Raw genomic sequence first — 21552 nt, 5'->3', positions numbered from 1 at the left:
GATCACTGCGCCGATTGATAGCGTTGGCGAGCATCGGCAGCTTGTGCGTCGCCGCGAGTCCGTTCACGGCAACTCCGGCATTCGCTGCGTCCATCGTCCTTAAGCGGCAAGGCTCGTTCTCGGTCGGTGGTGCGCTGCTGGGTGATGCCGCATCGGGGCATCTGTCCTGCGATCACGGCTTCGTGGAATATCAGATCCCGCGGCGGGCGCGGAAGACAGCGCTGCTGCTGTGGCACAGTTCCAGCGTGGCCGTGTGGCAAAACCGGTGGGATGGCGGCGAAGGCTTCCAGAGCATCTTCCTGCGCCGCGGTTTTCCGATCTACCTCTGGGATGGCCCGCGTGTTGGCCGCGCGAACTGGGGCTGCGAGGATTATACCTACAAGGCGGTGCCCGGTCGAGATGAGGGGAATTTCAAGGCCTGGCGCCTGGGGGAAGCCTACCCCAACTGGTTCCCGGGCATCCAGTTCCCCAAGGACGACCCGCAAGCCTGGGATCAGGCAATGCGCGCGCGGTACGATGAGTTCGACACTGTACCGAACGCTCAATTGCAGAGCGCGGCAGCGGCGAAGGCGGTCGACCGAATTGGGCCGACGGTGCTTGTCACCAATTCCGGCGGCGGGTTCAGAGCCTTCATGACCGCGCTCGAGAGTGACAATGTCAAAGGCATCGTCGCTTACGAGCCGCCCGGGTTCGTGTTTCCTGAAGGGGAAGGCCCGCCGGCTGGAAAGGGACCGTTCGGCCCGGTCAAGGTGTCCGCCGAGCAATTCAAACGGCTCACGCGCATCCCGATCCAGATTGTGTTCGGCGACCACATTGCGCAGTCGACGAACTGGAGTGCGGCCTATCGCGCGGCGACGACCTTTGTAGCGATCGTTAACGCCCATGGCGGTAAGGCGGAAATCCTGTCCTTGCCGGCCGCCGGCCTCTCGGGGAACACCCACCTCCCCTTTGCGGACCTCAATAATGTGGCCGTGGCCGACCTCCTCTCGGCCTTCCTTCACCGGCACGGGCTGGACGAGCGCTGACCACCGCCGTCGCCGGAAAGCCGGCCTTAGGACGGGCGAGGCGGCATGGTCAGCCCGCGCTGAACTGCCGGCCGCGCCAGTCCTTGTTCGAGCCATCGCGCGACGTGGGGCATTGATCCGAAGTCAACCAACTCTGCCGCGTCGAACAGGCCGACAATATTGCGAATCCAGCCGAGCAGCGAGATGTCGACGATCGAATAGTCCTTGCCAAGAAACCACTCCCGATCTTTGAGCCGCGTGTTCATGACGCTGAGCAGCCGAGCCGTTTCCGCCGCGTACCGGTCTCTGGGTCGCTTGTCCTCCCAGTCCTTGCCCGCGAATTTGTGGAAAAATCCCAGCTGGCCGACCATCGGACCAACGCCCCCGACCTGGAACATCAGCCACTGCAGCGCTTCCCAGCGACCGGATGCATCGGTAGGCATGAACTGCCCGGTCTTCTCCGCAAGGTAGAGCAGAATGGCACCGGACTCGAACAGAGCGATCGGGGCTCCTCCCGGGCCGGAGGGATCGACGATGGCCGGAATCTTCCCGTTCGGGCTGATCGAGAGAAACTCCGGGCTCTTTTGCTCGTCCGTCGAAAAGGCGACGAGATGCGCTTCGTAAGGCAGCCCCGTCTCTTCAAGCATGATAGAGACCTTCACGCCATTGGGCGTGGGGACGGAGTAGAGCTGAATCCGATCGGGATGCTCGGCCGGCCACCGCCGGGTGATTTCCATCTCAGACAGGCTGGGCATCGCAATTCTCCGCTATGTTGGGGCATGGGAAGCTTCAACGCTCGAAAAGTAGGTTCTTGCCGCGTCCATCAGGTGATCGATGACCGCCTGCCGCGCTTCGAATGTGAAGCTTGCGGCGTGCGGCGTCAGGATCACATTCTCGAGCCGAGCCAGGCGCGGGTCGAAGTCCGGCTCCTTGTCGAACACGTCGAGCGCTGCGCCGGCGATCGTGCGACCTTCCAGCGCGTCGATCAACGCCTCTTCATCGATCACGGCGCCGCGCGCGATGTTGACGACAATGCCTTGCGGGCCAAGCGCGTCCAGGACCTCGCGGGTGACCATGCGCCGCGTCTGATCCGTCACCGCGCAGGCCAGCACCAGAATGTCGCACGCGGCAGCGAGCGCGGTTACGTCGGAATGATAAGTGTAGGCGCAATCCGCGACCGGGGCGCGCGCATGGTAATCGACAGACATGCCCAGGCTGGCACATTTCTCGGCGAGCCTCCGCCCGATCCGACCCAGTCCGACAATGCCGACCCGCCGGGCGCTCACGCGACGGCCATTCATGAAGCGGTTCTCCGCCCAACGTCCGCTGCGCATGAACCGGTCCGCCGCGACGATGTTGCGCTCGGCGGCGTAGATGAGCCCGAGTGCAAAATCGGCCACATCTTCCGTGAACTGGTCTGGCGTGTGCGCGAGGACGATCTGGCGTGCGGCCAGCGCCTCGACGTCGATATTGTCCAGACTAGCGCCGAGGGAGAGCACCAGCCCCAGATCCGGCAGCGCTTCCAGAAGGCCCGAGGGAATGCCAAGGACCGCCCGCGTGGCCACAGCGCGCACAGTCGATGGAATTGCCGTGACGGGCTGCGCATTCGCGCCTTCGAGCGGGACGGGGATCAACCGAAAATCGCGTTCGAGCGCGGTTCGCAAATCTGCGGGTAGCTCGGCGATGACGGCAATTTCGGGCAGGTCGTTCACGTTCGCTCCTACTGGCTGACTTGCATGACCTAAAGAATTAGGTCAATAGCGCTAGCCCCGGCCGTCGCCCGACGGTGAAATCACGTCAGGAGGCAGAAGCATGACCAGCAACTCCGGAATCTCCGGCGACGGTCGTCCTCCGCACATCCTCCCGCCTGGTGCCTGGGATTGCCACACCCATGTTTTCGGGCCGCGTCCGCACTTTCCGCTCGCACCAGGCGGCGCTTACGAGCCTCCGTCCGCCGACCGCGACCTGCATCTTGCGACGCTCGACCGGCTGGGGTTCGATCATGCGCTTCTCATCCAGCCCTCCCTCTATGGCGACGATCACAGCGCCCTGCTGGATGCTTTGCGCCACGGCCAGGGCCGGCTGCTGGGAGTCGGCTCTGTCAGCGCGACGATCAATCGAGATAGACTGGCAGCATTAAGAGACGCAGGCCTCGTCGCCCTTCGTTTTGTCGGCGTGCCGGGGCCGGACGGCGGCCCCTATCCGGGGACGCAAGGCTTTGATCAACTTGAGGATCTGCGCAGCGACATGCGCGCTCTCGGGCTTCACGCCCATGTGTGGGGAAGTCTGGAGCAATGCGCCGATCTGGCGCTTGGCGACGCTGGGAGCGATATGCCGTTGATGTTCGATCACCTGGCCGGTCTCTCCCCGGACGACCGTCCGGGCACCTATCGCTTCGACCGGCTACTGGATGCCATCGCCACCGGCATGGCCTGGGTCAAGCTGACCTATTTTCGGCGGTCGGCACTGCCGGGCGCCTATAGCGACATGCAGCCGGTCGTATCCGCACTTGTAGACGCGGCACCCCACCGGGTGATCTGGGGATCGGACTGGCCCTTTGTACGGACCGCTCAGGTGCCCGACCCGTCGGCCCTGCTCAATCAGCTCCGGTCCTGGGTGGGAGAAGAGGCTTTCCGTCGCTGCCTTTCAGACAATCCTGCCGCCCTTCTCGGGATGAAAATGCCTTGACCGTGCCAATCCCGACTCCTAGAACTAAAACCTAGTTATATGGGCGTTCTCTTGTCATGATTACCGAGGATCTGGTGCAGGAGATATCGGAATCCCTCTACTCAGCCGCATTGCGGAGGGTTCCGCCGGATACGATCCAGGCGCTGGAAGCTGCTCGGGAACATGAGGCGCAGGAGAGCGCCAGGGCAACGCTCGATCTCATGGTGCGAAGTGCGCGTCTCGCAGAGGCGAGAGACACATTCGTCTGCTCGGACAGCGGCGTGCCGACCTATTGCGTCGAAATCGGCGGGGCGGCACAGTGGCAGGGCGACCTCAAGGCCGCCATTACCCGCGGCTTCGACCATCTTGTCGAGACCATCTCACCGCCCCTTCTCAAACACGTCAATAATCCCCTGACGAACGAGCGCGGCGGCCCGGGCAAGGACATGCCCGCCATTACCGTCGATCTGCTCGGCAATGCCGATTATATCGACATCACCTGCGTGCCCAAGGCGCTCGGGTCCGGACGCTGGGCATCCTTGCGCACGTTGATCTCGCCTTCGCTGGAAGACATCGAAGCCTGCGTGCTGGATGCCATCATCGAAGCGGGGTCTCAGCATTGCCCCCCTGTCGTTGTTGGCGTGGGGATTGGCGGAAATTTCGACCTGACGGCCAAGCTCGCCAATCGCGCGACCTATCGTGAGATCGGCTCTCTCAACCCCAATCCAACGCTCGCGGCCATGGAAGAGCGGCTGACCGAGGCGGCCAATGCAACGGGTTTCGGCCCGATGGGGGTTGGCGGCAGCACCACGGCGCTTGCCGTCCACATCGATTACGCTTTCGGCCATGGCTACACGCCGGTCGCGGTCTGCTTCAATTGCTGGATCAACCGGCGGGCGAAGGCGCGGCTCCATAGCGATGGCCGCGTGGAACGACTGCTCTGATGGCGGTCGTCTCGATCACATGCCCGCCTTCCCGGGACGCGGTGGCCGCGCTCAATGTTGGCGATCTGGTCTTTTTGAGCGGCGATATCGTCGTCACCGGCGGCCTGCCGGCCCACAAGCGGATGATCGACTGTCTTGATCGCGGCTTGCCACTGCCGCTCGCGATGGAGGGTGTTTTCATCCATCTCCCGCACATGATCGAGGCGCGGCCCGACGGCGGTTATGATGTGCAATACGTCAATCCCACGACCAGCCGCCGCTTCGATGCCTATATGCCGCAGATTATCCGCGATCTGGACCTGCACATCGTTGGCGGCAAGGGCGGCCTGGGCGCTGATGTCGCCAAGGTCATGACGGATACAGGCTGCGTCTACCTGTCGCTGCTCGGGGGCGGGAGCCCGATCCTGTCCGAAGCGATCAAAGAGGTTCTCGCCGTCGAATGGCGCGATTTTCCATCGCATTTCAGGCTGAGCAAGATGAGGGTCGAAAATCTCGGCCCTCTCACCGTCGGCATCGATGCCCGGGGCCGCTCCATCTACCAGTCTCTTGAAGATCAGGCGCGCAGTCGCCTGCCCGCAATCATGCAGACGCTCAAGCAGCGTCGCGTAGCAGCCGAAAGATCGGAATAACATGGCCAACATCCAGCCCCTCTTTTTCGATCCGAAGGACAGCGCGTCGTTCAAACGCGGTATCTTCAATGCCATCGTGGCCCCCAGGCCCATCGGCTGGCTGAGCACGGTCGACGAGCACGGCAAGTCCAATCTTGCGCCCTTCTCCTATTTCAATATCGTTTCGAACCTGCCGCCCATTCTCATGTTCTCCTGCAACACGCCGGAGGATCGGCCGGCCAAGGACACGTTGGCGAACGTCAGGAAAACCGGCGAATTCGTCTTCAATCTCGTCGCTGCCAGTCAGCTCGAAGCGATGAACGATACCTCCTCGCCGGTGCCTTACGGCGTCGACGAATTCGAACATTTCGGGATCGAGAAAGCGCCCTGCCGGGTCGTCGCCGCGCCCCGCGTTGCCGCCTCACCCTGCAGCCTGGAATGCCGGGTCATCAAGGTGATCTCGTTCGGCGGCGGCGATCTGGGCCCGGAGACGAATGTCACGTTCGGCGAGGTGGTGGGGATGCATATTGCGCCCGGCTATCTGCACGAAGACGGGCATTTCGACACGCTCGCAGCCCGTCCGGTGTCGCGACTGGGCGGCGCCGAATATGCGGTAACGCAGGAGAGCTTCGAACTGGCGCGCAAGTTCAAGCGCGCCAACGAAGCAACCTATTGAGGGCCGAACACATGAACAAGCCAGTGCGAACGCCCATGCTCGTGGACCTGATGCCCTCTCCTGCAGATGAGCTTGGCCGCACCGCTGCCAGGGCGCAGAATTTCTCCATCGAGCGGGTCGAAAGCGGGCCCGCTGCATCGCATCGCTTCGCTTCGGAGCGGGAGATCATCCTGCTTCTTCCGCATGCCGGCGGAACGCTGAGCGGAGATCGGGCCATGGCGCTGCCCGGCCATAGCGTGGTCATCATCCCGGCCGGCGCCTATGCCTTCGCGTTGGACCGGCCCGCGGCCTTCTATCTTCTCGCGACCCATCGTGAGCAGGCCGACATGGCGATGCCCCGCAATGCCGACGCCTATGCTTCGCATGACGCGCGGGTGCGTCCCGCGGGCAAGGCTTATGAGCGCATCGCGCATGGGGGGGATGTCCGCATTCACCGGATCGAGGATGTGACCATTCCGCCCGACAATGGCAGGCTGCGTTTCCTGCAAAGCGAAACCATGAGCATCAACTGGGTCGAATATGACGGGCTGCGGGACAATAGCGCGCTAAGCCCCCATGCCCATGCCGATCTGGAGCAGGCAAGCCTGGCCATCGAAGGCCAGTTCACCCACCATCTGCGGACCCCTTGGGGCCGCGATGCGCGGCTCTGGCAGGAGGATCAGCATCTGCCTGCCGGCCCTTCCAGCGTGGTCGTCATTCCGCCCGAGATCATCCACACCACGGAGGGCGTGGGGGATGGCAAGCATGTGCTGGTCGACGTGTTCGCGCCCCCTCGCGCCGACTTCATTGCGAAGGGCTGGGTGTTCAACGCGCACGAATATCAGGCCCATGTGGAGCGGGCGGCATGAGCCGGGAAGCGCCTCGCGGGCTGTTCATCAAGACTCCGGCGCCCCAGATTGTCGAAATCCTGGCACTGGAGAAGCCGGATTTCGCGGTGATCGATGCGGAGCATGGTCCTTTCGACCGTGGCATGCTCGATCTCATGATGCTGGCAGGACGGGCGGCGCAGTTGCCCTTGCTTGTGCGGGTTCCCGACGCCCAGAGCAGCTCGATCTGCAGCGCTCTGGATCTTGGGGCCGCCGGGATCATGGTTCCTCATGTCGCCTCGGTCGAGATGGCACGCGCCGTGGCCGCAAGCGCCCGCTATAAAGGCGGCAACAGAGGCTATTCGAGCGCGCCACGCCACGCAAATTACGGGTCGGGCTCGATGCGCGACGTCATCGATGCCGCGGACGATGTCCTTGTTCTGGTGCAAATCGAACATCCGGACGCGGCACATGAGGCGAAAGCGATTCTGGAGCTTGAGGGCGTGGACGGAATTGTGATCGGTCGGGCGGACCTCGCTGTGGCCTTGGGCGAAAGCGACGCCTCCTCCCCTGCTGTCGAAGCGATCGTGACCTCGATTTTTCAGGCCGTGGCAGACAGCGAAAAGATCAAGGGCGTCGTCGTCTCCAGCGAGGCGGAGCGCCGTTACTTCTCGGACATGGGTGCCAATTGGTATATCATGGGGAGCGATCAAAGCCTTTTACGGAAGGCAGCCCGGCAGCTAATGGCGGACTCTTTGTAACGGAGACAGGCTGTGAGCACGCATTCAACCCGGTCCAATCCGAAAGGCCCTGGTGGCCGGCCCGCAGGAGCCGCCGACCTCGGCAGCCGGGGCATCGCGCGCTATCATCAACTCGCGGCCGTCTTCCGCCGCCATATCGAGACGGGCGTGTGGGAAGTCGGCAGCCAGATACCGACCGTCGTTGAGCTGGCCCTGTCCTATGATGTGGCGCGGGAGACGGTCCGGCAGGCCCTGGGCATGTTGGCCGATGAAGGTCTGATCCGCCGATACCGCGCCAAAGGCACGTTCGTCACCGGCGCACCGCGTGATCAGATCTGGTGCCAGTTGGAGACCAACTTCCTCGGCCTGCTCCAGGCGCGGGAAGGCGCACAGATTGAATTGGTCGGCGAGGAGCGCAAGGTCGGCATCGCGGGAACGATCGAGTTTGGCGTTGCCGACGGGGCCTATCGCAAGCTGAGCCGTCGGCACTGGCGCGATGACCAGCCCTATATGATCGCCGAGGTCTTCATTTCCGAGCGCTGGGCGAACAAGATTCCGCGCGCGGCGTTTACAAGCAAAACGGCGTTGAAGCTGGTCGCCGACATCGATGGCCTGGCCATTGCCGATGTGGAGCAGATCATGACCATCGGCGTGGCGGATCTCGACGCGTCGGTGTCTCTCCAGATCCCACTCAACGCCCCTGTCGCGCGGATCGAGCGCTATGTGGTCGATGCGGACGGCATTCTCGTTCTGTTTGCGCGGAACACCTATCGAGGGGACGTCGTTCGCCTCAACATCAAGTCCAAATAGGCTTGAAACGGTCATTTCGTGGCCATTTCCTCCCAATCTCCGCTTTACTAGGCCTTTAATCTGGATATATAGGTTTTATGTGAGGGAGAGCGTGCGCTGATGAGGGCCCGCTGTCGAGCCGGAGGGATGCAATGAACTGGCCACAGTTGATCGGCATAGGTTGCGCAGTGACATCGTCATGCGTCGGCGCCTTCGGGCTCTTCACCCTCAAGCCATTACCGCCATCAGCCCGGCTGGGCGCCCTCGCGACGCTGGATAGCGACGGGAACGGCCAGCTTTCGCGCGCGGAATGGGCATCCGGCGGTCGAAAGGCTGCCGCTTTCGATGCCCAGGATACCAACCGCAACGGCATACTTGAACCCGCCGAGGTCCGGTCTCGGCGCGGCGCTGCTCGGAAGGATTGATTATGGATGCTCGGCCGGGCCTTGCCAGTGGCGCTCTCAAGCCAGCCGCCACCAAATTCTCCAGTCAGCAGCTCTGGGCGCTGACGATCCTGGGGATTTTCAGCGGCTTCAACATGGTCGATCGCGGCTTGCTGGCGCTCAATCTGGAGCCGATCAAACTCGAGCTCGGTGCGACCGATACCCAAATGAGCCTGGCCGCGGGCATCGGCTTCTTCCTGCTGAATGCCGTCGCCGGCGTGCCCCTGGCCCGCCTGGCCGATCGCTATAGCCGTCGCGATATCATCGCCATCGGTTTCGGCTTTTACAGTCTCATCATCGGCTTGATGGGGATGGTCACCAGCTTTGTGGGGCTGCTGTTCACGCGCATGCTGCTGGGGATCGGCGAGGCATCGGGTAACGCGCCTTCCAGCGCGATGGTTAACGATCTGGTGCCGCCGCAAAACCGCCGGATGGCCCTTGCGAGCCTGCGGATTTTCGGCGCGATCATCGTTCTCGTGATGATGAGCAGCCTCGGCTACGTCACGGATCGCTACGGCTGGCGTGCGTCTTTCTATGTTCTGGCTTTGCCGGCCATCATTCTCGTGCCGTTGGCCATCTTCACCGTGCGCGAGCCGGAGCGCGAGAAGGATGCCCAAGGCAAGGCCATTGCGCCTGTCAGCCTGAAAGCGGCTTGGGCTCAGTGGCGCCGCTCGCCGGCTTTCCTGCTCGTGATCACCGGGTTCGCGCTGGCTGGCGTGACGTTGCAGGCCAACAGCGTTTGGGCGCCGGCCTTCCTGGTCCGGGTTCGGGAACTGTCTCCCACGGAAATTGGCGTGCTTTCGGGAATTTCGCGCGGCCCGGCCTTGCTGATCGGCGCGCTTGTCGGCGCATGGGTCACCGACCGACTTGCCCGGCGTGACCATCGCTGGCGCTTCTGGGTGCCGGGGATCATGCTGATGCTGGGGGCGCCCGCCGAAATGACCTATCTGATGGCAGACGACTATTGGGTGTGGATGCCCGCCTATCTGCTGACCGGAATGCTGATCATGGGGTCGCAAGCGTCGACGGTTGCCATCTGCATGGACGTATCGGGCGCCGGTCTGCGCGCGACAGGGTTGGCCTTCGCGCTCCTCGCCAGCAATTTTCTGGCCGATCTCATCGGGCCCACCAGCATCGGCCTGATGAACGATACGATCTTCGCCGATCTTGGCGTCCACGCGTTGCGCTATTCGATGGGAATCGTGGCGTGCTCGGCGGCCGTTGGCGGCTTTCTGATCTTCGTCGCCTCCCGGTTTGAGACGGAGCAAACCCGCTCCGGCTAGCCGATGGCGGCGGGACATGGGCACCTTGGGCGGATCGGCGTTCGCCCCCTGCCCTACCCCGCGTGATCCGTTCGGTTTTGGCCTCCTGGATTTAACATCATGATCGACAAGACCTTTGCTTCCCTGATCGAGGCGACAGCGGATATCCCTGATGGCGCCTCGGTGATGATCGGCGGGTTCGGAACCGCTGGCATGCCGGACGAACTCGTCGACGCGCTGATTGCGCGGGGCGTGGGCAACCTCACCATCATCAGCAACAATGCGGGCAATGGCGAAACGGGCCTCGCAGCATTGATCCGGGCCGGATGCGTCGCGAAGATCATCTGCTCCTTCCCGCGCCAGATCGATTCCCACCATTTCGACGCGCGCTATCGGGCCGGAGAGATCGAGCTCGAACTGGTGCCGCAAGGCAATCTGGCAGCACGGATACAGGCCGCCGGTGCGGGCCTTGGCGCCATCTTCACGCCCACCGGCTTTGGAACGCAACTCGCAGAGGGCAAGGAAACCCGCCGGATCGGTGAGCGCGATTATGTGCTGGAATATCCGATCTCGGCGGACTTCGCGCTGATCAGGGCGCATCGCGGCGACCGCTGGGGCAATCTCGTCTACAGCAAAACCGCCCGCAACTTCGGCCCGATCATGGCGATGGCGTCCAAAACATGCATTGCTCAGCTGTCCGAAATCGTCCCGCTGGGCGCCCTCGATCCTGAAGCGATCGTGACGCCCGGCATCTTTGTCCAGCGAGTGGTGCAGGTCGATCGCCGGAACGTGGCCGCCGCATGAGGAGAAGCCTGCCATGAACCGACGCGACCGCAATCAGCTTGCCCAGCGCGTGGCGCAGGACATCCCGGAGGGCGCCTACGTCAATCTCGGCATCGGACTGCCAACCAAGATCGCGGACTATCTGCCAGCAGACCGCGACATTTTCCTCCAGAGCGAAAATGGACTGCTCGCCATGGGGCCTGCGCCAGCGCCGGGCGAGGAGGATTGGGAACTGATCAACGCAGGCAAGCAGCCGGTCACCCTGCTGCCCGGCGGCGCCTATTTCCACCATGCGGACAGCTTCGCGATGATGAGGGGCGGACATATCGATATATGCGTGATGGGCGCGTATCAGGTGTCCGTGACCGGCGATCTCGCCAACTGGCACACCGGCGAGGAAGGCGCGATCCCGGCTGTCGGAGGCGCGATGGATCTGGCAATCGGCGCCCGGCAGACCTTTGTGATGATGGACCTGCTTACCCGGCAGGGGAAAAGCAAGCTGGTGGCCGAGTGCAGCTATCCGCTGACAGGGCTGGCCTGCGTGTCCCGCGTTTACACCGATCTTGCGACCTTCGAGGTCGGGCAGGCAGGCGCCCGCGTCATCGACATGGTGGATGGCCTCGGCCTTGACGATCTCCGTGCGCTCACCGGGGTGCCCTTGGAACTCGCAGCCGGAGCGCGAGGCCTCTGCGGATCGGGGCAAGAGGCATGAGAGAAGCCTTCATCTGCGATGCCATCCGGACACCGATCGGGCGCTATGGCGGGAGCCTCTCCGGCATAAGGGCGGACGATCTGGGCGCGCTGCCTATCAAGGCGCTGCTCGAACGCAATCCGCAACTCGACCCAGCCGCGATCGAGGAGGTGTTCTACGGATGCGCCAATCAGGCGGGCGAGGACAATCGCAATGTCGCGCGGATGAGCCTCTTGCTTGCCGGGCTACCTGTGACGGTGCCGGGCGTCACCCACAACCGCCTGTGCGCTTCGGGGCTGGAGGCCGTCAGCGCGGCCGCGCGCGCGATCGGCACGGGGGAGATGCAGCTTGCGCTGGCTGGCGGTGTGGAGAGCATGAGCCGCGCGCCGCTCGTCATGGGCAAGGCCACAGGTGCTTTCGACCGCGATCAGCAGTTGATGGATACCACAATGGGCTGGCGCTTCGTCAATCCAGCGCTCGATGCCGCCTATGGCACGGAGACGATGCCGCGAACGGCCGAGAATGTCGCATCGGCATACCAGATCAGCCGCGCGGATCAGGACGAATTTGCGCTCCGCAGCCAGCAGCGCGCTGCGGCTGCCAAGAGCAGCGGCTTTCACGATGGGGAAATTCTGCCCGTTGCGGTGCCGGGGAAGGTGCGTGGCGAGACGGATCTCATGTCCTTCGACGAGCACCCGCGCCCCACGACCTCCCTTGAAACGCTCTCGCGGCTGAAGCCCTTGTTCGGTGCCGAGGGCACCGTCACCGCCGGCAATGCGTCCGGCATCAATGATGGCGCGGCGGCGATGATCATCGCGACCGAGCAGGCTGCGAAGACCTTCGGGCTGACGCCGCGTGCGCGCATCCTCGGCGCGGCGGCGGCAGGCGTAGAGCCCGGGCTAATGGGAATCGGCCCGGTGCCGGCCACGCAAAAGCTGATGCAGCGGCTCGATCTCACCATCCGTGACTTCGACGCGATCGAGCTGAACGAAGCTTTTGCCAGCCAGAGCCTGGCGGTCCTCCGGTTGCTCGGGCTGGAGGACGATGCGGCGCACGTCAATGCGCATGGCGGCGCCATCGCCTTGGGGCATCCACTCGGCATGTCGGGCGCGCGCCTCGCGCTGACATTGGTGCGTCAACTGGAACAGACCGGTGGCAAACGCGGGCTCGCCACCCTTTGCGTGGGCGTAGGCATGGGCCTGGCGCTGGCGGTGGAGCGCGTCTGAACAGGCGGTTTCAGAACTTACACGAAACAACCCACGCTAGGCGCCGGCCTTGAACGGGAGGGCCGGAGACCGGCCCTCCCTCAGCCTCAGTATCTCACCCGAACACCGGTCTGGAAGCGAGCGCCCAGCGTGTCGAAGAACACCGGGTTCGTGGGGTAAGGCGAGCCGCCGCTCCCGCCGGTAGCAACCGCAATCGGCGGAGATTTATCGAACAGATTTTCGATCTTTCCGAAAATCTCGAAGTTCTGATCGCCCGAGCCGAAGGGGATGCGATAGGTCATCGCCAGATCCACATAGGTCGCACCGTCGAAACGGTTGACGCTGATGCTGTTGGGGAGAGAAGGGTCATAACCCTCATCCTCAGGACCGATCTTGGTCACGTCGCCAATGCCGGAGCCGATCCGCCGCACCTGCAAGACACTCGTGAAGCCACCCTGATTGTAAGTGACCGATGCATTCCACCGCCACGCCGGCGCCGGATTGAAGTCGGCCCGGCCCACAAGAGGCCCGGTCATGCCGGCATAATCGAGGGCACGGACATTGGGGTCGGGTTGGACCTTGAGATCATATTGATGCGCCGCAAGTACCCGCAGGGTCAGCGCGCCGTCCCAATTGCTTGCCACGTCGGACAGCGGAAGATTGTACTCCAGCTCGAAATCAAGACCGCGATAAGTGATCAGGCCCAGATTGACCTGACGGGCATCGATGAAGCTGATGTCGGCCAGATTGCCGCCATTGAATGTTATGCGGTCGCAGAAGGTGTCGAACTGATCGCACAGGTCGACAATCGACTGGCCCGACAGCGTGGTGACCGCATCCTTGAGCTTGATCTCGAACCAGTCCGCCGAAAAGCGCAGACCCGGGACGAAGGCAGGTTGCAGCACGATCCCGGCCGTCGTCGTATCGGCCTTCTCGGCGCCTAGCTGGAAGCTGCCGCCGCTCAGGATCGGCGTGGCATCATTGGCGTTGCCGCTAGGCCCATTGGGATTGCGGACGGTGCCCTGCGAGGTGCCAGGATCGGTCGGCACCTGCTGCAGGAACAGTTCCCGGAAGCCCGCAGCGCGAATATCGCGAGACCGCGATCCACGGAACCGCACGCCCCGCAGCGGTTCATAGATGGCGCTGAGCTTCCAGCTGGTGGCGGTTGTCGACTTCGCTTCGTCGGTGATGCGGTTTTTGGCGCTGTTGCGCGTATACCGGATGGCACCGTTCAGATCGAGCCGCTCGGCTCCTGGCAGCCCGGCCAGCAAAGGCGCGTTGAGTTCCGTGAAGCCCTCAAGCACCTTGATGCTTCCGCCGTAATCCAGGCCGAAGGTGAAGGCGTAATCAAGATAGTTGGGAATGTCGCCATGGGTGACATTGCCGATTTCCGTCCGGTACTCGCCGCCCGCCGCAAAGCCGATCGGCCCCGCGCCAATGCCGCCAAACAGATCGCCGGTGATGCTCGCGGCCAGGACATGCTGGTCGTACACGAAGTCCTCGAACACCGGCCGATAGACATAATCGATCGCGGCTTGCGTCAGATTGTCGAGGCCGAAGAAGTTGGCCGGAGAGCAACCGAGCGCAATGGGGTTGGGGTTCGGCTTCAACAGCTCTGCGCATACGATCGTGCCAGGAGCGACCCCCAACACATTGCCCGCCGGCGCGCGAACGGCATCGAGAGCGAAGGTGAAGGGCGTGTTGACACGCGAGCGATTGCGCATCTGATTACGCTCATTGTGCCCATATTGATAATAGGCGTCCCATTTCCAGCTGCCGCCGAGATCGCCCGAGAGGGCAATCACGCCCCGGTACACTTCCACCTCCGCGCGGCTGTAGGACGGGATCTGACCGTCAAGATCCTTGCCGAAACTGAACGAGGCACCGCCCAGCAGAGCGGCAAGCTCCGGCGGAACATAGGGGTTGGTGGCTTTTACGAAGAAGGTGGATCGCGGACCTGCCGTCAGCGTGGCGGCCCGGGCGATCCGCTTGCCATAGTTGAACTCTCCGGAAAGCGTCAGGCTATCGCTGAGGGCAAATTCCGCGGCCGTATAAGCGACAATGCGCTCCAGCCCGGCCTGAAGGCTGGCATCATCATAGTTCGAAATGCCATCGCTGCCTTGGACCTGGCCGATGGTGCTGTTGTTGACGAATTCGCCCTGATCGAAGGGCACGATTCCCCTGCCGTCAGCCGTGAACCGATAGTTGCGTGCTGCAAGCGGGGCAGGCGCGCGATTGCGCACGACGCCATAAGGTGTGTTGAATGCCAGCGCGGAATCCCGGCCCAAAACATAGTTGGGCAGCCCGTAGCCCGGCGAGCCCGGAACATTGTATCCCGAGGGTTGGCCGTTGGGCAGGATATTGTTCGCGTTCTCGAAGATATCCCAGCCGGCCTGACACCAGCGACGGGCGTTGAAACAGCTCTCGATCTCGTCCTGATCCTGATACTCAACCCCGACGATGATGTGGCCGCGATCCCCTGCGAAAGACGTGCCATAGGCCAGCGACCCATGGATCTTGCGGCCATCACCCCGGAAGGTGAGGCCGGAATCAACCTGCGCGCGAAGGCCCGTCATCTTGGTGTCGAGGATGATGTTCACGACCCCCGCGACAGCGTCCGAGCCATAAGCGGCCGAGGCGCCGCCCGTGACGGTCTCCACCCGCGCAATCAGGGCGCTGGGAATGAGGTTGAGGTCAACGGCCCCGCCGTCCCCGGTCGGCACGAAGCGGCGGGTGTTCACCAGCGTGAGCGTGCGGGTTCCGTAAAAGGGGTTCAGGCCGCGCAGATTGGCCGTCGCCGACCCCACCTCCGCGCCAGACGCATTGCCCGGGTTGGTGTCCGAAATGGCACTGGTGATCTGAGGGATGCTGTTGAGAACGTCCTGCGAATTGGTCTGCACGAGGTTTCTGATCTGCTCGGCGCCAATCACGGTAAGAGGCTGAGGGGAGTTGAAACCGCTGGTGCGGATGCGCGATCCGGTGACAACGATCGACTCCTGCTCTGCGGCGGCCCGCGCTTCAGGGGACCCGGCCCCCTCCCCGTCTTGCGCATGCACAGGCGCTGCTGAGCAAATGCATCCCAGGGCGACCGCCCCAACAGATGCCAACATGGAAATCTTCGATATCTTGCGCCTCACCGTCTCTCTCTCCCATCGCCCGATTACATTACCGGTAACTTTTCCGGTAAATCCTAAGATGGAGATTGGGTCTTGGCAAACGGTCTGTCGCCAATTCGATCCGCGTGCCGCAATAGGCAAAGAACAATGCCATTTGGATTAAGTGCTCGATGGGTTCTCGGGGCTGCCGCGGCAAACTCCGCCTAAACCGATTCTTGGCATCCGCTTTGTGCCCCGCCGGAGTCTGGCGATGCCAGATAAGAAGACGCCCGCGCCATCATCGAATAGAGCGTCTCATCATATCGTGGGCGCGCGATCCGTCGCAAAGCCGGTCGCGCCTCGACCGAGCGGCTCTAGGTCGAAGCTCGTGCGGGACGAGATGTTTGGAATATCAAGTTTGGGAAGCGACTGGAAGCGGCCCTGCTCCACGGGATCTCCACACCGGCTATCGCTGCCTCGAGAATTAGCGCCTTGGGGTCGAGTCCAAGTGTACGGAAAGTCAGGCCCAGCCCATCCCTCCTCTCGACGGCGGATCGAAGAGCCAACTCCAGCAAGGGGAGCGAAGCGGCAAAATTTGGGATTACGTCTCCAACGCCGCGCAAGGGACGCCCCGGCAAAGGATAGGCACGGTTGAGCGGACGTCCTCACATGGCCAGCGTCAGGACGTACCGCCGTCATGGCGGCCAGCTAGCGGCATACGCATCAGAGTTGGGCTCAAACGGGGGGCGCCTCCGGCGGTGAATCGTAGATCTGCCCGGACCAATCCTACAAGCGGCAGGTTCTAGGCATCGTCCGTGCGACCGAAATGGTGTAGGATGGGCCGCCGCCAACCCACCGGCAAGTTATGCACCGGAAGCCGTCATACATTGGGCCGCAAGGAACGGCCGCTTCGTCCCAAAGCCGGTTGATCGTTATGCGCGACAGCCCGGTGAACAAACGGCGGGTTGTAGAGCTGTGTTCGCGCGTTCGAATGTCAGTTGTTAAGGCGATCGGTAGCACTCGTTCGCATCAAGACACCTCCACATACAGCTCTTCCAGCGCCTTGCGGAGCAGCACCACGGCCTCCATCAGCACCGCGGGATTTGCGGGGCCATCCTGAAAGGCCAGGCGACTGAGCAGATGCTCGACGCGCTTGAGGGATTGAGCGATCTTGACCCGGTCAACACATTGCCCGTCACGATTGCTGCCTGGGCGCCGAGCGCCGAGAAGCGTTCTTCCAGCCGCATCCGCTGCGCGATCTCGCGCGTGAGCCGGTCTTTCCTCGATCAGAACCGGATTTTACGATCTCAAGACCAACCCGATCGCAACTGGCTGATCGACGCGATCAGTTCGATCTGCGATGTCGCAAACGTCGAGAGCCTGCTTGACACAATGCGCCAGAGCCACCCATCGCCACGACTTGCAGTTAATGCTGACGTGCTGGCGGTCAAACTAACCCAACCGTAACGTTCGACGATCTCAAAACTTCAAGGCTTGACCAAGCCAAGCCGGCATATCTTGGTGTCGACCCGTCAACTCTGCCAGCAGTTTTTCCCAGTAAGAAGCTTTGCTCGAGCCGGGATTCACGATCGGCGAGTGAAATGCCACCTTAGCAATCTGTGCCAGATCACGCCGAATAATGCTGACCCATGCCGCAGAACGCAGAGGAATCGGCTTCGATCATCTTGGAATGATAACCGTGGAAGGGCCCACCGTTAAGGCCCGCATCCCCCTCATGGCCTCCTGCAAGCTGGCCGTCGGAATCGGGCCAAGCCAGAATCAAAAAATTACTTAATGATTAAGGTGTTAAAAAGTAGACATAAGCCTCCAGTTTCCGTTATGCACCTTCCGCTCAACAGTCATCTTAGGATTTTCCATGAGTTGGTCAGTATATGACATGTACGGGAGCAAGAAATATCTAAATAGAAATGAAATAATAACCTTTTTAAGCTTAGCAAAAAGAAAGTCCTTTCAAATATATGCTTTTTGTAGACTTTTGTGCGAGACCGGATGTCGCATATCTGAGGGCTTAGCTGTCAGCCATAATAGACTTGATTTATCTGGTCCGACAGTAATTTTTGAGAGCCTAAAAAAACGCAGAAGAGGAATATTTCGAAGAGTTCCAATCTCTGATGAGCTTTCAAAAATATTAATTAAAATACCTGTAAAAGTTTTAGGTGATAAGATCTGGCCGTGGGCTCGTAATACTGCATGGCGTTACGTAAGCGGCCTCCTCCATGAGGCAGGAATTGTCGGGCGACATGCCTGTCCCAAAGGATTGCGGCATGGCTTTGCGGTATCGGCGTTGGGCGCTGGCGCGCCGCTCAACCTAGTGCAAATCTGGCTCGGCCATGCCAATATATCTACAACGAGCATCTATGCGGTCGCTCTCGGGCCGGAAGAAAGAGAAATAGCGGAGCGGGTCTGGACGAGACTCTATGATGACGAATTGTACAAAAATTCTAAGCCGTTCATGATAGGATTTCAAAATCCTCCCATCACCAATTACCGCCGATAGAGATAATATTCTCGAAAATATTAATATTATATATTCATTTTTCCGGTTCTGATTTTTATTGTCGTTTAATAATATAACTGTTCGAATCCAGCAGCCGTGATAAATTTGATTGGTGATCAAATGCATCAATGCGTACATAAACAGCTCGCAAATGCGCTCTACACCGTAATCCCGCCTCGACCATTTAAACGAAACAACTTAGTACGCATCGCTTGCCGGCATAGCGCAGGCAGCGCCTGGAGGCGGCAGCAGCGCGGCGCCTTCTTCCAGAGCCAGTTTGGAAATGAGGTCGTGGGTCAGGGCGGCACATTCGGCCGAAACACAATAGCCCTTGCGATAGCGCGATATGAGGGGATCGGGCATAGCCTTGTTTCGGAAGGCTTTTCTAAGTTCGGACGCGAAAACCTTGATCGAGCTTTCCGCGAAGCCGAGCGTGGCGCGCAAATCCTCCGTCGAATGAAACACGCCTGGATTCGCCATTAACCAGAACAGCAGCCTCGTTGCACTCGGACTGCGCAGGTTCATGTGGATCTGGAATGCGCGGATCAACCGCTCGTCACGATAGCGCCCCGCTGGGAGGTGACGTGGCGCATGTCCTTTGACCGCGAGATCTTCCAGTGAAATGACTGAACCCCGCTCGCCGTCCATTTCTTCAATGGCGTCCGCAAGCGCACGCGACCAGATCAGCCGCGCATAGGATGACTCCATGACGCCAAGGCGCCGGACCATCATCGCGATCCCCGCCTGAGAGCGCGGAACCGTGACCCCTGTGCTTTCAAAATCCTTGTCGAAGATCGTCATCCACTCAGTCCCCGCGTGAAAAATAGGGCTCGCCAGGAGCCTTGCTCTCGTTCCAAACCTGCAACTCGCTCATAAACCCATCACCACCCCCCGGCCGCGAAGTCGGTCCACATACGGCGATAGGCGTCTTCCAACTCGCGCGTATACCGATCGATGTCGCCGGCCGGCGATGCGGCGAAGCGCGTGCGCAGGCTTCGCTTTTCCTCCAGCAGCGCGGCGCGATCCGAGGCAAGGCGGACGGCGATCTCCACGAACGCATCCTCGTCCTGCGCCACCCATTCGGGCCGGCCGATGGCGCTCATCAGCCCCGCGCCCATGCGCTGGACGAAGCTCTCACCCGCCAGCGTGATGACCGGGGTGCCCATCCACAGCGCCTGGCAACTCGTCGTGCCGCCATTATAAGGGAAGCAGTCGAGCGCGATGTCGATGTCGGCATATTCGGCCATCATCTCATCGAGGCTCGATGGACCGCGAAACTCCAGCCGGTCGGCGGCAACGCCCGCGTCCACGAACAGGTCGCCGAAGCGGTTCACTGCCACCGAGTCCAGGAAGCTCGGCCCCTTGAGCACCAGCCGCGATCCCGGCGTGGCGACGATCGCCTTGGCCCACAGGCGAATGGTATAGGGGGTGAGCTTGGAGACGTTGTTGAACGACCCGAAGGTGAGCGGACGCTCGAGATGCGTCTTGCCATAATCGGGGAGCGGAAACTCCCGCTCGGGCGCGTAGCAGAACACGAAACCCGGCACATGCTCCAGCCGCTCGGTGTAGAGATGGGCATGGTCGCTTGGTGAGGTCACCGGATCGCTGATCAGCCAGTCCATGTTGGGGATGCCGGTGGTCGAGGGATAGCCCAGGAACATCGCCTGCACCGGCGCCGCCCGGCGGCCGAACAACGGCGCGCGATTGCGCCCGGTGTGGCCGATCAGGTCGATCAGCACGTCGATGCCGTCATCCTCGATCATTTGCGCCAGGCGCGTATTGCTGATGCTCGCGGCATCGCGCCAGCGATCGACATGGCCGCGCGCGCGGCGAGTCATGTCGTCGGTCAGGGGGCTCAGCGAATAGACCGTGATCTCGAAGGCGTCCCGGTCATGCCGCGCCAGCACCGGCCGCATGAACAGGCTGACCGGATGCTCGCCATGCATGTCGCCCGTGACATAGCCGACGCGCAGGCGACGGCTGCGCTTCCCGGCATCGGCCGCGCCCGCCCCGGTCGAGCGATCATTGGCGAAGGAGGTCGCCGCCCTCGCACCCTCGGCCAACGGCGCGAACAGCGTCTGATGGAAGTCGCGGGTCTCCTCCGCCGTCATCGTCTCGCTGTACAGCGCCGCCATCGCCGCCGAGCCACGGAACGGGGATTCCGGGCCTTCTTCCTCGCCCAGCTCCGTATAGATATCGCGCGCGGTGTCGACATCGCCGCGCTTGCCGGCAATCGAGCCGCGCATCGCCCGCAGGTCCGGCGCATCGTCGCCGGCAAGGTCGTCTACCTTGGCGAAACAGGCCTCGGCCTCCTCGGTGCGCATCCCTTCGATGAGCACCTTGCCCAGATTGAAGTGACCCCGCCAGTTGTCCGGATCCTTCTCGATCCGCGCGCGGAGCACCGCATCGCACCGGTCGAACTGGTTGTGCTTCATCAGCGTGCCGGCAAATCTGATCTCATCGTCTTCGTCGAGGTCCGTCGCCTCCAGCTGAGCGAACAGCGGCTCGGCCTGCTCGGTGGCGCCCATCTGCATGAGCGCATCGGCCAGATCGATCCGCGCGGCGTGGAACGCCGGATCGGCGGTCAGCGCATGGCGGAAGCCCTCGACCGCGCGGTGCCACTCGCCTCGCTCTGCCCGGCCCAACCCCATGCGGTGGTGGATATCGGCATGATCGTCCGGCCCCGCGCAATCCAGCGCCTTGAGCCAGGCCAGCACTGCCTCATCCTCCCGCCCGACCTGCTCAAGCGCGCGGGCGACGCTCAGATGCGCGCCATAGCGCGAGGGCGCCGCCTCGGCGGCCCGACGATAGAAGTCGAGTGCTTCCTCCAACGTGCCATGATGGCGGCAGACATTGCCCGCCTCCAGCCACGCTGTGAAGTTGTTGGGGTCGCGACGCAGCACGTCGCTGAACAGTCGCCGCGCCTCCTCATATTCGCCCTGCCGCACGGCGCAGCGGGCGAGCTGGATGGTGGCGGGCACGACGGCCGGGCCATCCTCCCGCTCCAGCGCCAGCGCCTGCTCGAAGGCCGCCTGCGCCTTCTCCCACTTGCTCTTGTCGTAGAGCACATTGCCATAGTTGAACCACACAGCCGCCGGTGCCTCCGGGCTCTCGATCGCCCGGCCATATTGCACCAGGGCCTCGTCATCCCGGCCAAGCTTGCGCAGCACCTGGCCGTGATTGCCGAGCAACACCGGATCGTCCGGCTGCTCGGCAAGCAGGTCTTCATAAAGCGCGGCCGCCCTGGCCCAGTCGCCACGCGACTGGGCCTTGACCGCCTGCTCCGGATCGGGTCGCTGCCCCTGGAACATGGATCAGCGA

Annotated in this window: 19 protein-coding genes; 14 read left to right on the top strand and 5 right to left on the bottom strand. The window is 62.3% G+C overall.

Annotation, left to right across the window (positions count from 1 at the left end):
• The first annotated feature begins 23 nt into the window (after positions 1–23).
• Positions 24–1025 carry an alpha/beta hydrolase gene (locus M2342_RS06810; RefSeq protein WP_264578531.1) on the top strand — a complete coding sequence of 334 codons (1002 nt, stop codon included), beginning with the start codon at positions 24–26 and terminating at the stop codon, positions 1023–1025.
• Positions 1026–1051: 26 nt separating this feature from the next.
• Here the strand turns inward: M2342_RS06810 and M2342_RS06805 are convergent, their stop codons facing one another.
• Positions 1052–1759: a glutathione S-transferase N-terminal domain-containing protein gene (locus M2342_RS06805; protein ID WP_264578530.1), complete on the bottom strand. Its 708-nt coding sequence runs from the start codon at positions 1757–1759 to the stop codon at positions 1052–1054.
• A gap of 12 nt (positions 1760–1771) precedes the next feature.
• Complete coding sequence (locus M2342_RS06800) at positions 1772–2716, bottom strand: 2-hydroxyacid dehydrogenase (RefSeq protein WP_264578529.1); 945 nt, start codon at positions 2714–2716, stop codon at positions 1772–1774.
• Positions 2717–2816: 100 nt separating this feature from the next.
• Here M2342_RS06800 and M2342_RS06795 point away from each other — a divergent pair, with 100 nt between their 5' ends.
• The 11 genes from M2342_RS06795 (at position 2817) to pcaF (ending at position 12639) form a co-directional block, all read left to right on the top strand.
• Positions 2817–3692, top strand: a complete 876-nt coding sequence (locus M2342_RS06795; protein WP_264578528.1) for an amidohydrolase family protein — start codon at positions 2817–2819, stop codon at positions 3690–3692.
• Between the two features lie 56 nt (positions 3693–3748).
• Positions 3749–4615, top strand: coding sequence for a fumarate hydratase (locus M2342_RS06790; RefSeq protein ID WP_264578527.1), 867 nt, complete (start codon positions 3749–3751; stop codon positions 4613–4615).
• Entirely contained in the window at positions 4615–5244 is a 630-nt protein-coding gene (locus M2342_RS06785; RefSeq protein ID WP_264578526.1) for a fumarate hydratase C-terminal domain-containing protein, read from the top strand. Before M2342_RS06790 ends, M2342_RS06785 begins: the two co-directional genes overlap by 1 nt.
• 1 nt (position 5245) lies before the next feature.
• Complete coding sequence (locus M2342_RS06780) at positions 5246–5899, top strand: flavin reductase family protein (RefSeq protein WP_264577242.1); 654 nt, start codon at positions 5246–5248, stop codon at positions 5897–5899.
• Between the two features lie 11 nt (positions 5900–5910).
• Positions 5911–6747, top strand: coding sequence for a hypothetical protein (locus tag M2342_RS06775; RefSeq protein ID WP_264578525.1), 837 nt, complete (start codon positions 5911–5913; stop codon positions 6745–6747).
• A complete protein-coding gene (locus M2342_RS06770) occupies positions 6744–7466 on the top strand; it encodes an HpcH/HpaI aldolase family protein (protein WP_264578524.1) in 723 nt (240 codons plus the stop codon). The genes M2342_RS06775 and M2342_RS06770 overlap by 4 nt, the downstream gene beginning before the upstream one ends.
• A gap of 12 nt (positions 7467–7478) precedes the next feature.
• Positions 7479–8255: a GntR family transcriptional regulator gene (locus M2342_RS06765; RefSeq protein ID WP_264578523.1), complete on the top strand. Its 777-nt coding sequence runs from the start codon at positions 7479–7481 to the stop codon at positions 8253–8255.
• A gap of 406 nt (positions 8256–8661) precedes the next feature.
• Positions 8662–9960, top strand: coding sequence for an MFS transporter (locus tag M2342_RS06760; RefSeq protein ID WP_264578522.1), 1299 nt, complete (start codon positions 8662–8664; stop codon positions 9958–9960).
• 99 nt (positions 9961–10059) lie between these two features.
• Complete coding sequence (locus tag M2342_RS06755; protein ID WP_264578521.1) at positions 10060–10743, top strand: 3-oxoacid CoA-transferase subunit A; 684 nt, start codon at positions 10060–10062, stop codon at positions 10741–10743.
• 13 nt (positions 10744–10756) lie between these two features.
• Positions 10757–11434: a 3-oxoacid CoA-transferase subunit B gene (locus M2342_RS06750; protein WP_264578520.1), complete on the top strand. Its 678-nt coding sequence runs from the start codon at positions 10757–10759 to the stop codon at positions 11432–11434.
• Complete coding sequence (gene pcaF, locus M2342_RS06745; protein WP_264578519.1) at positions 11431–12639, top strand: 3-oxoadipyl-CoA thiolase; 1209 nt, start codon at positions 11431–11433, stop codon at positions 12637–12639. The genes M2342_RS06750 and pcaF overlap by 4 nt, the downstream gene beginning before the upstream one ends.
• An 86-nt stretch (positions 12640–12725) precedes the next feature.
• On the opposite strand, the gene M2342_RS06740 is transcribed toward pcaF, so the two are convergent.
• Positions 12726–15674 carry a TonB-dependent receptor domain-containing protein gene (locus M2342_RS06740; RefSeq protein WP_264578518.1) on the bottom strand — a complete coding sequence of 983 codons (2949 nt, stop codon included), beginning with the start codon at positions 15672–15674 and terminating at the stop codon, positions 12726–12728.
• 1179 nt (positions 15675–16853) lie between these two features.
• Between M2342_RS06740 and M2342_RS06735 the strand changes: the two genes are divergently transcribed.
• Together M2342_RS06735 and M2342_RS06730 are read left to right on the top strand one after the other, a co-directional pair.
• Complete coding sequence (locus tag M2342_RS06735; protein ID WP_264578517.1) at positions 16854–17180, top strand: hypothetical protein; 327 nt, start codon at positions 16854–16856, stop codon at positions 17178–17180.
• 409 nt (positions 17181–17589) lie between these two features.
• Positions 17590–18231, top strand: a complete 642-nt coding sequence (locus M2342_RS06730) for a tyrosine-type recombinase/integrase (RefSeq protein ID WP_264578516.1) — start codon at positions 17590–17592, stop codon at positions 18229–18231.
• Between the two features lie 198 nt (positions 18232–18429).
• On the opposite strand, the gene M2342_RS06725 is transcribed toward M2342_RS06730, so the two are convergent.
• Entirely contained in the window at positions 18430–19032 is a 603-nt protein-coding gene (locus M2342_RS06725; RefSeq protein WP_264578515.1) for a helix-turn-helix domain-containing protein, read from the bottom strand.
• A gap of 80 nt (positions 19033–19112) precedes the next feature.
• A complete protein-coding gene (locus M2342_RS06720; protein WP_264578514.1) occupies positions 19113–21542 on the bottom strand; it encodes a tetratricopeptide repeat protein in 2430 nt (809 codons plus the stop codon).
• Between the last annotated feature and the right edge of the window lie 10 nt (positions 21543–21552).

It is taken from the genome of Sphingobium sp. B8D3A (genome assembly GCF_025961995.1).
GTDB lineage: Bacteria > Pseudomonadota > Alphaproteobacteria > Sphingomonadales > Sphingomonadaceae > Sphingobium.
Note: the sequence above shows the minus strand (reverse complement) of the source record. Positions and strands in the feature narration are given on the sequence as shown.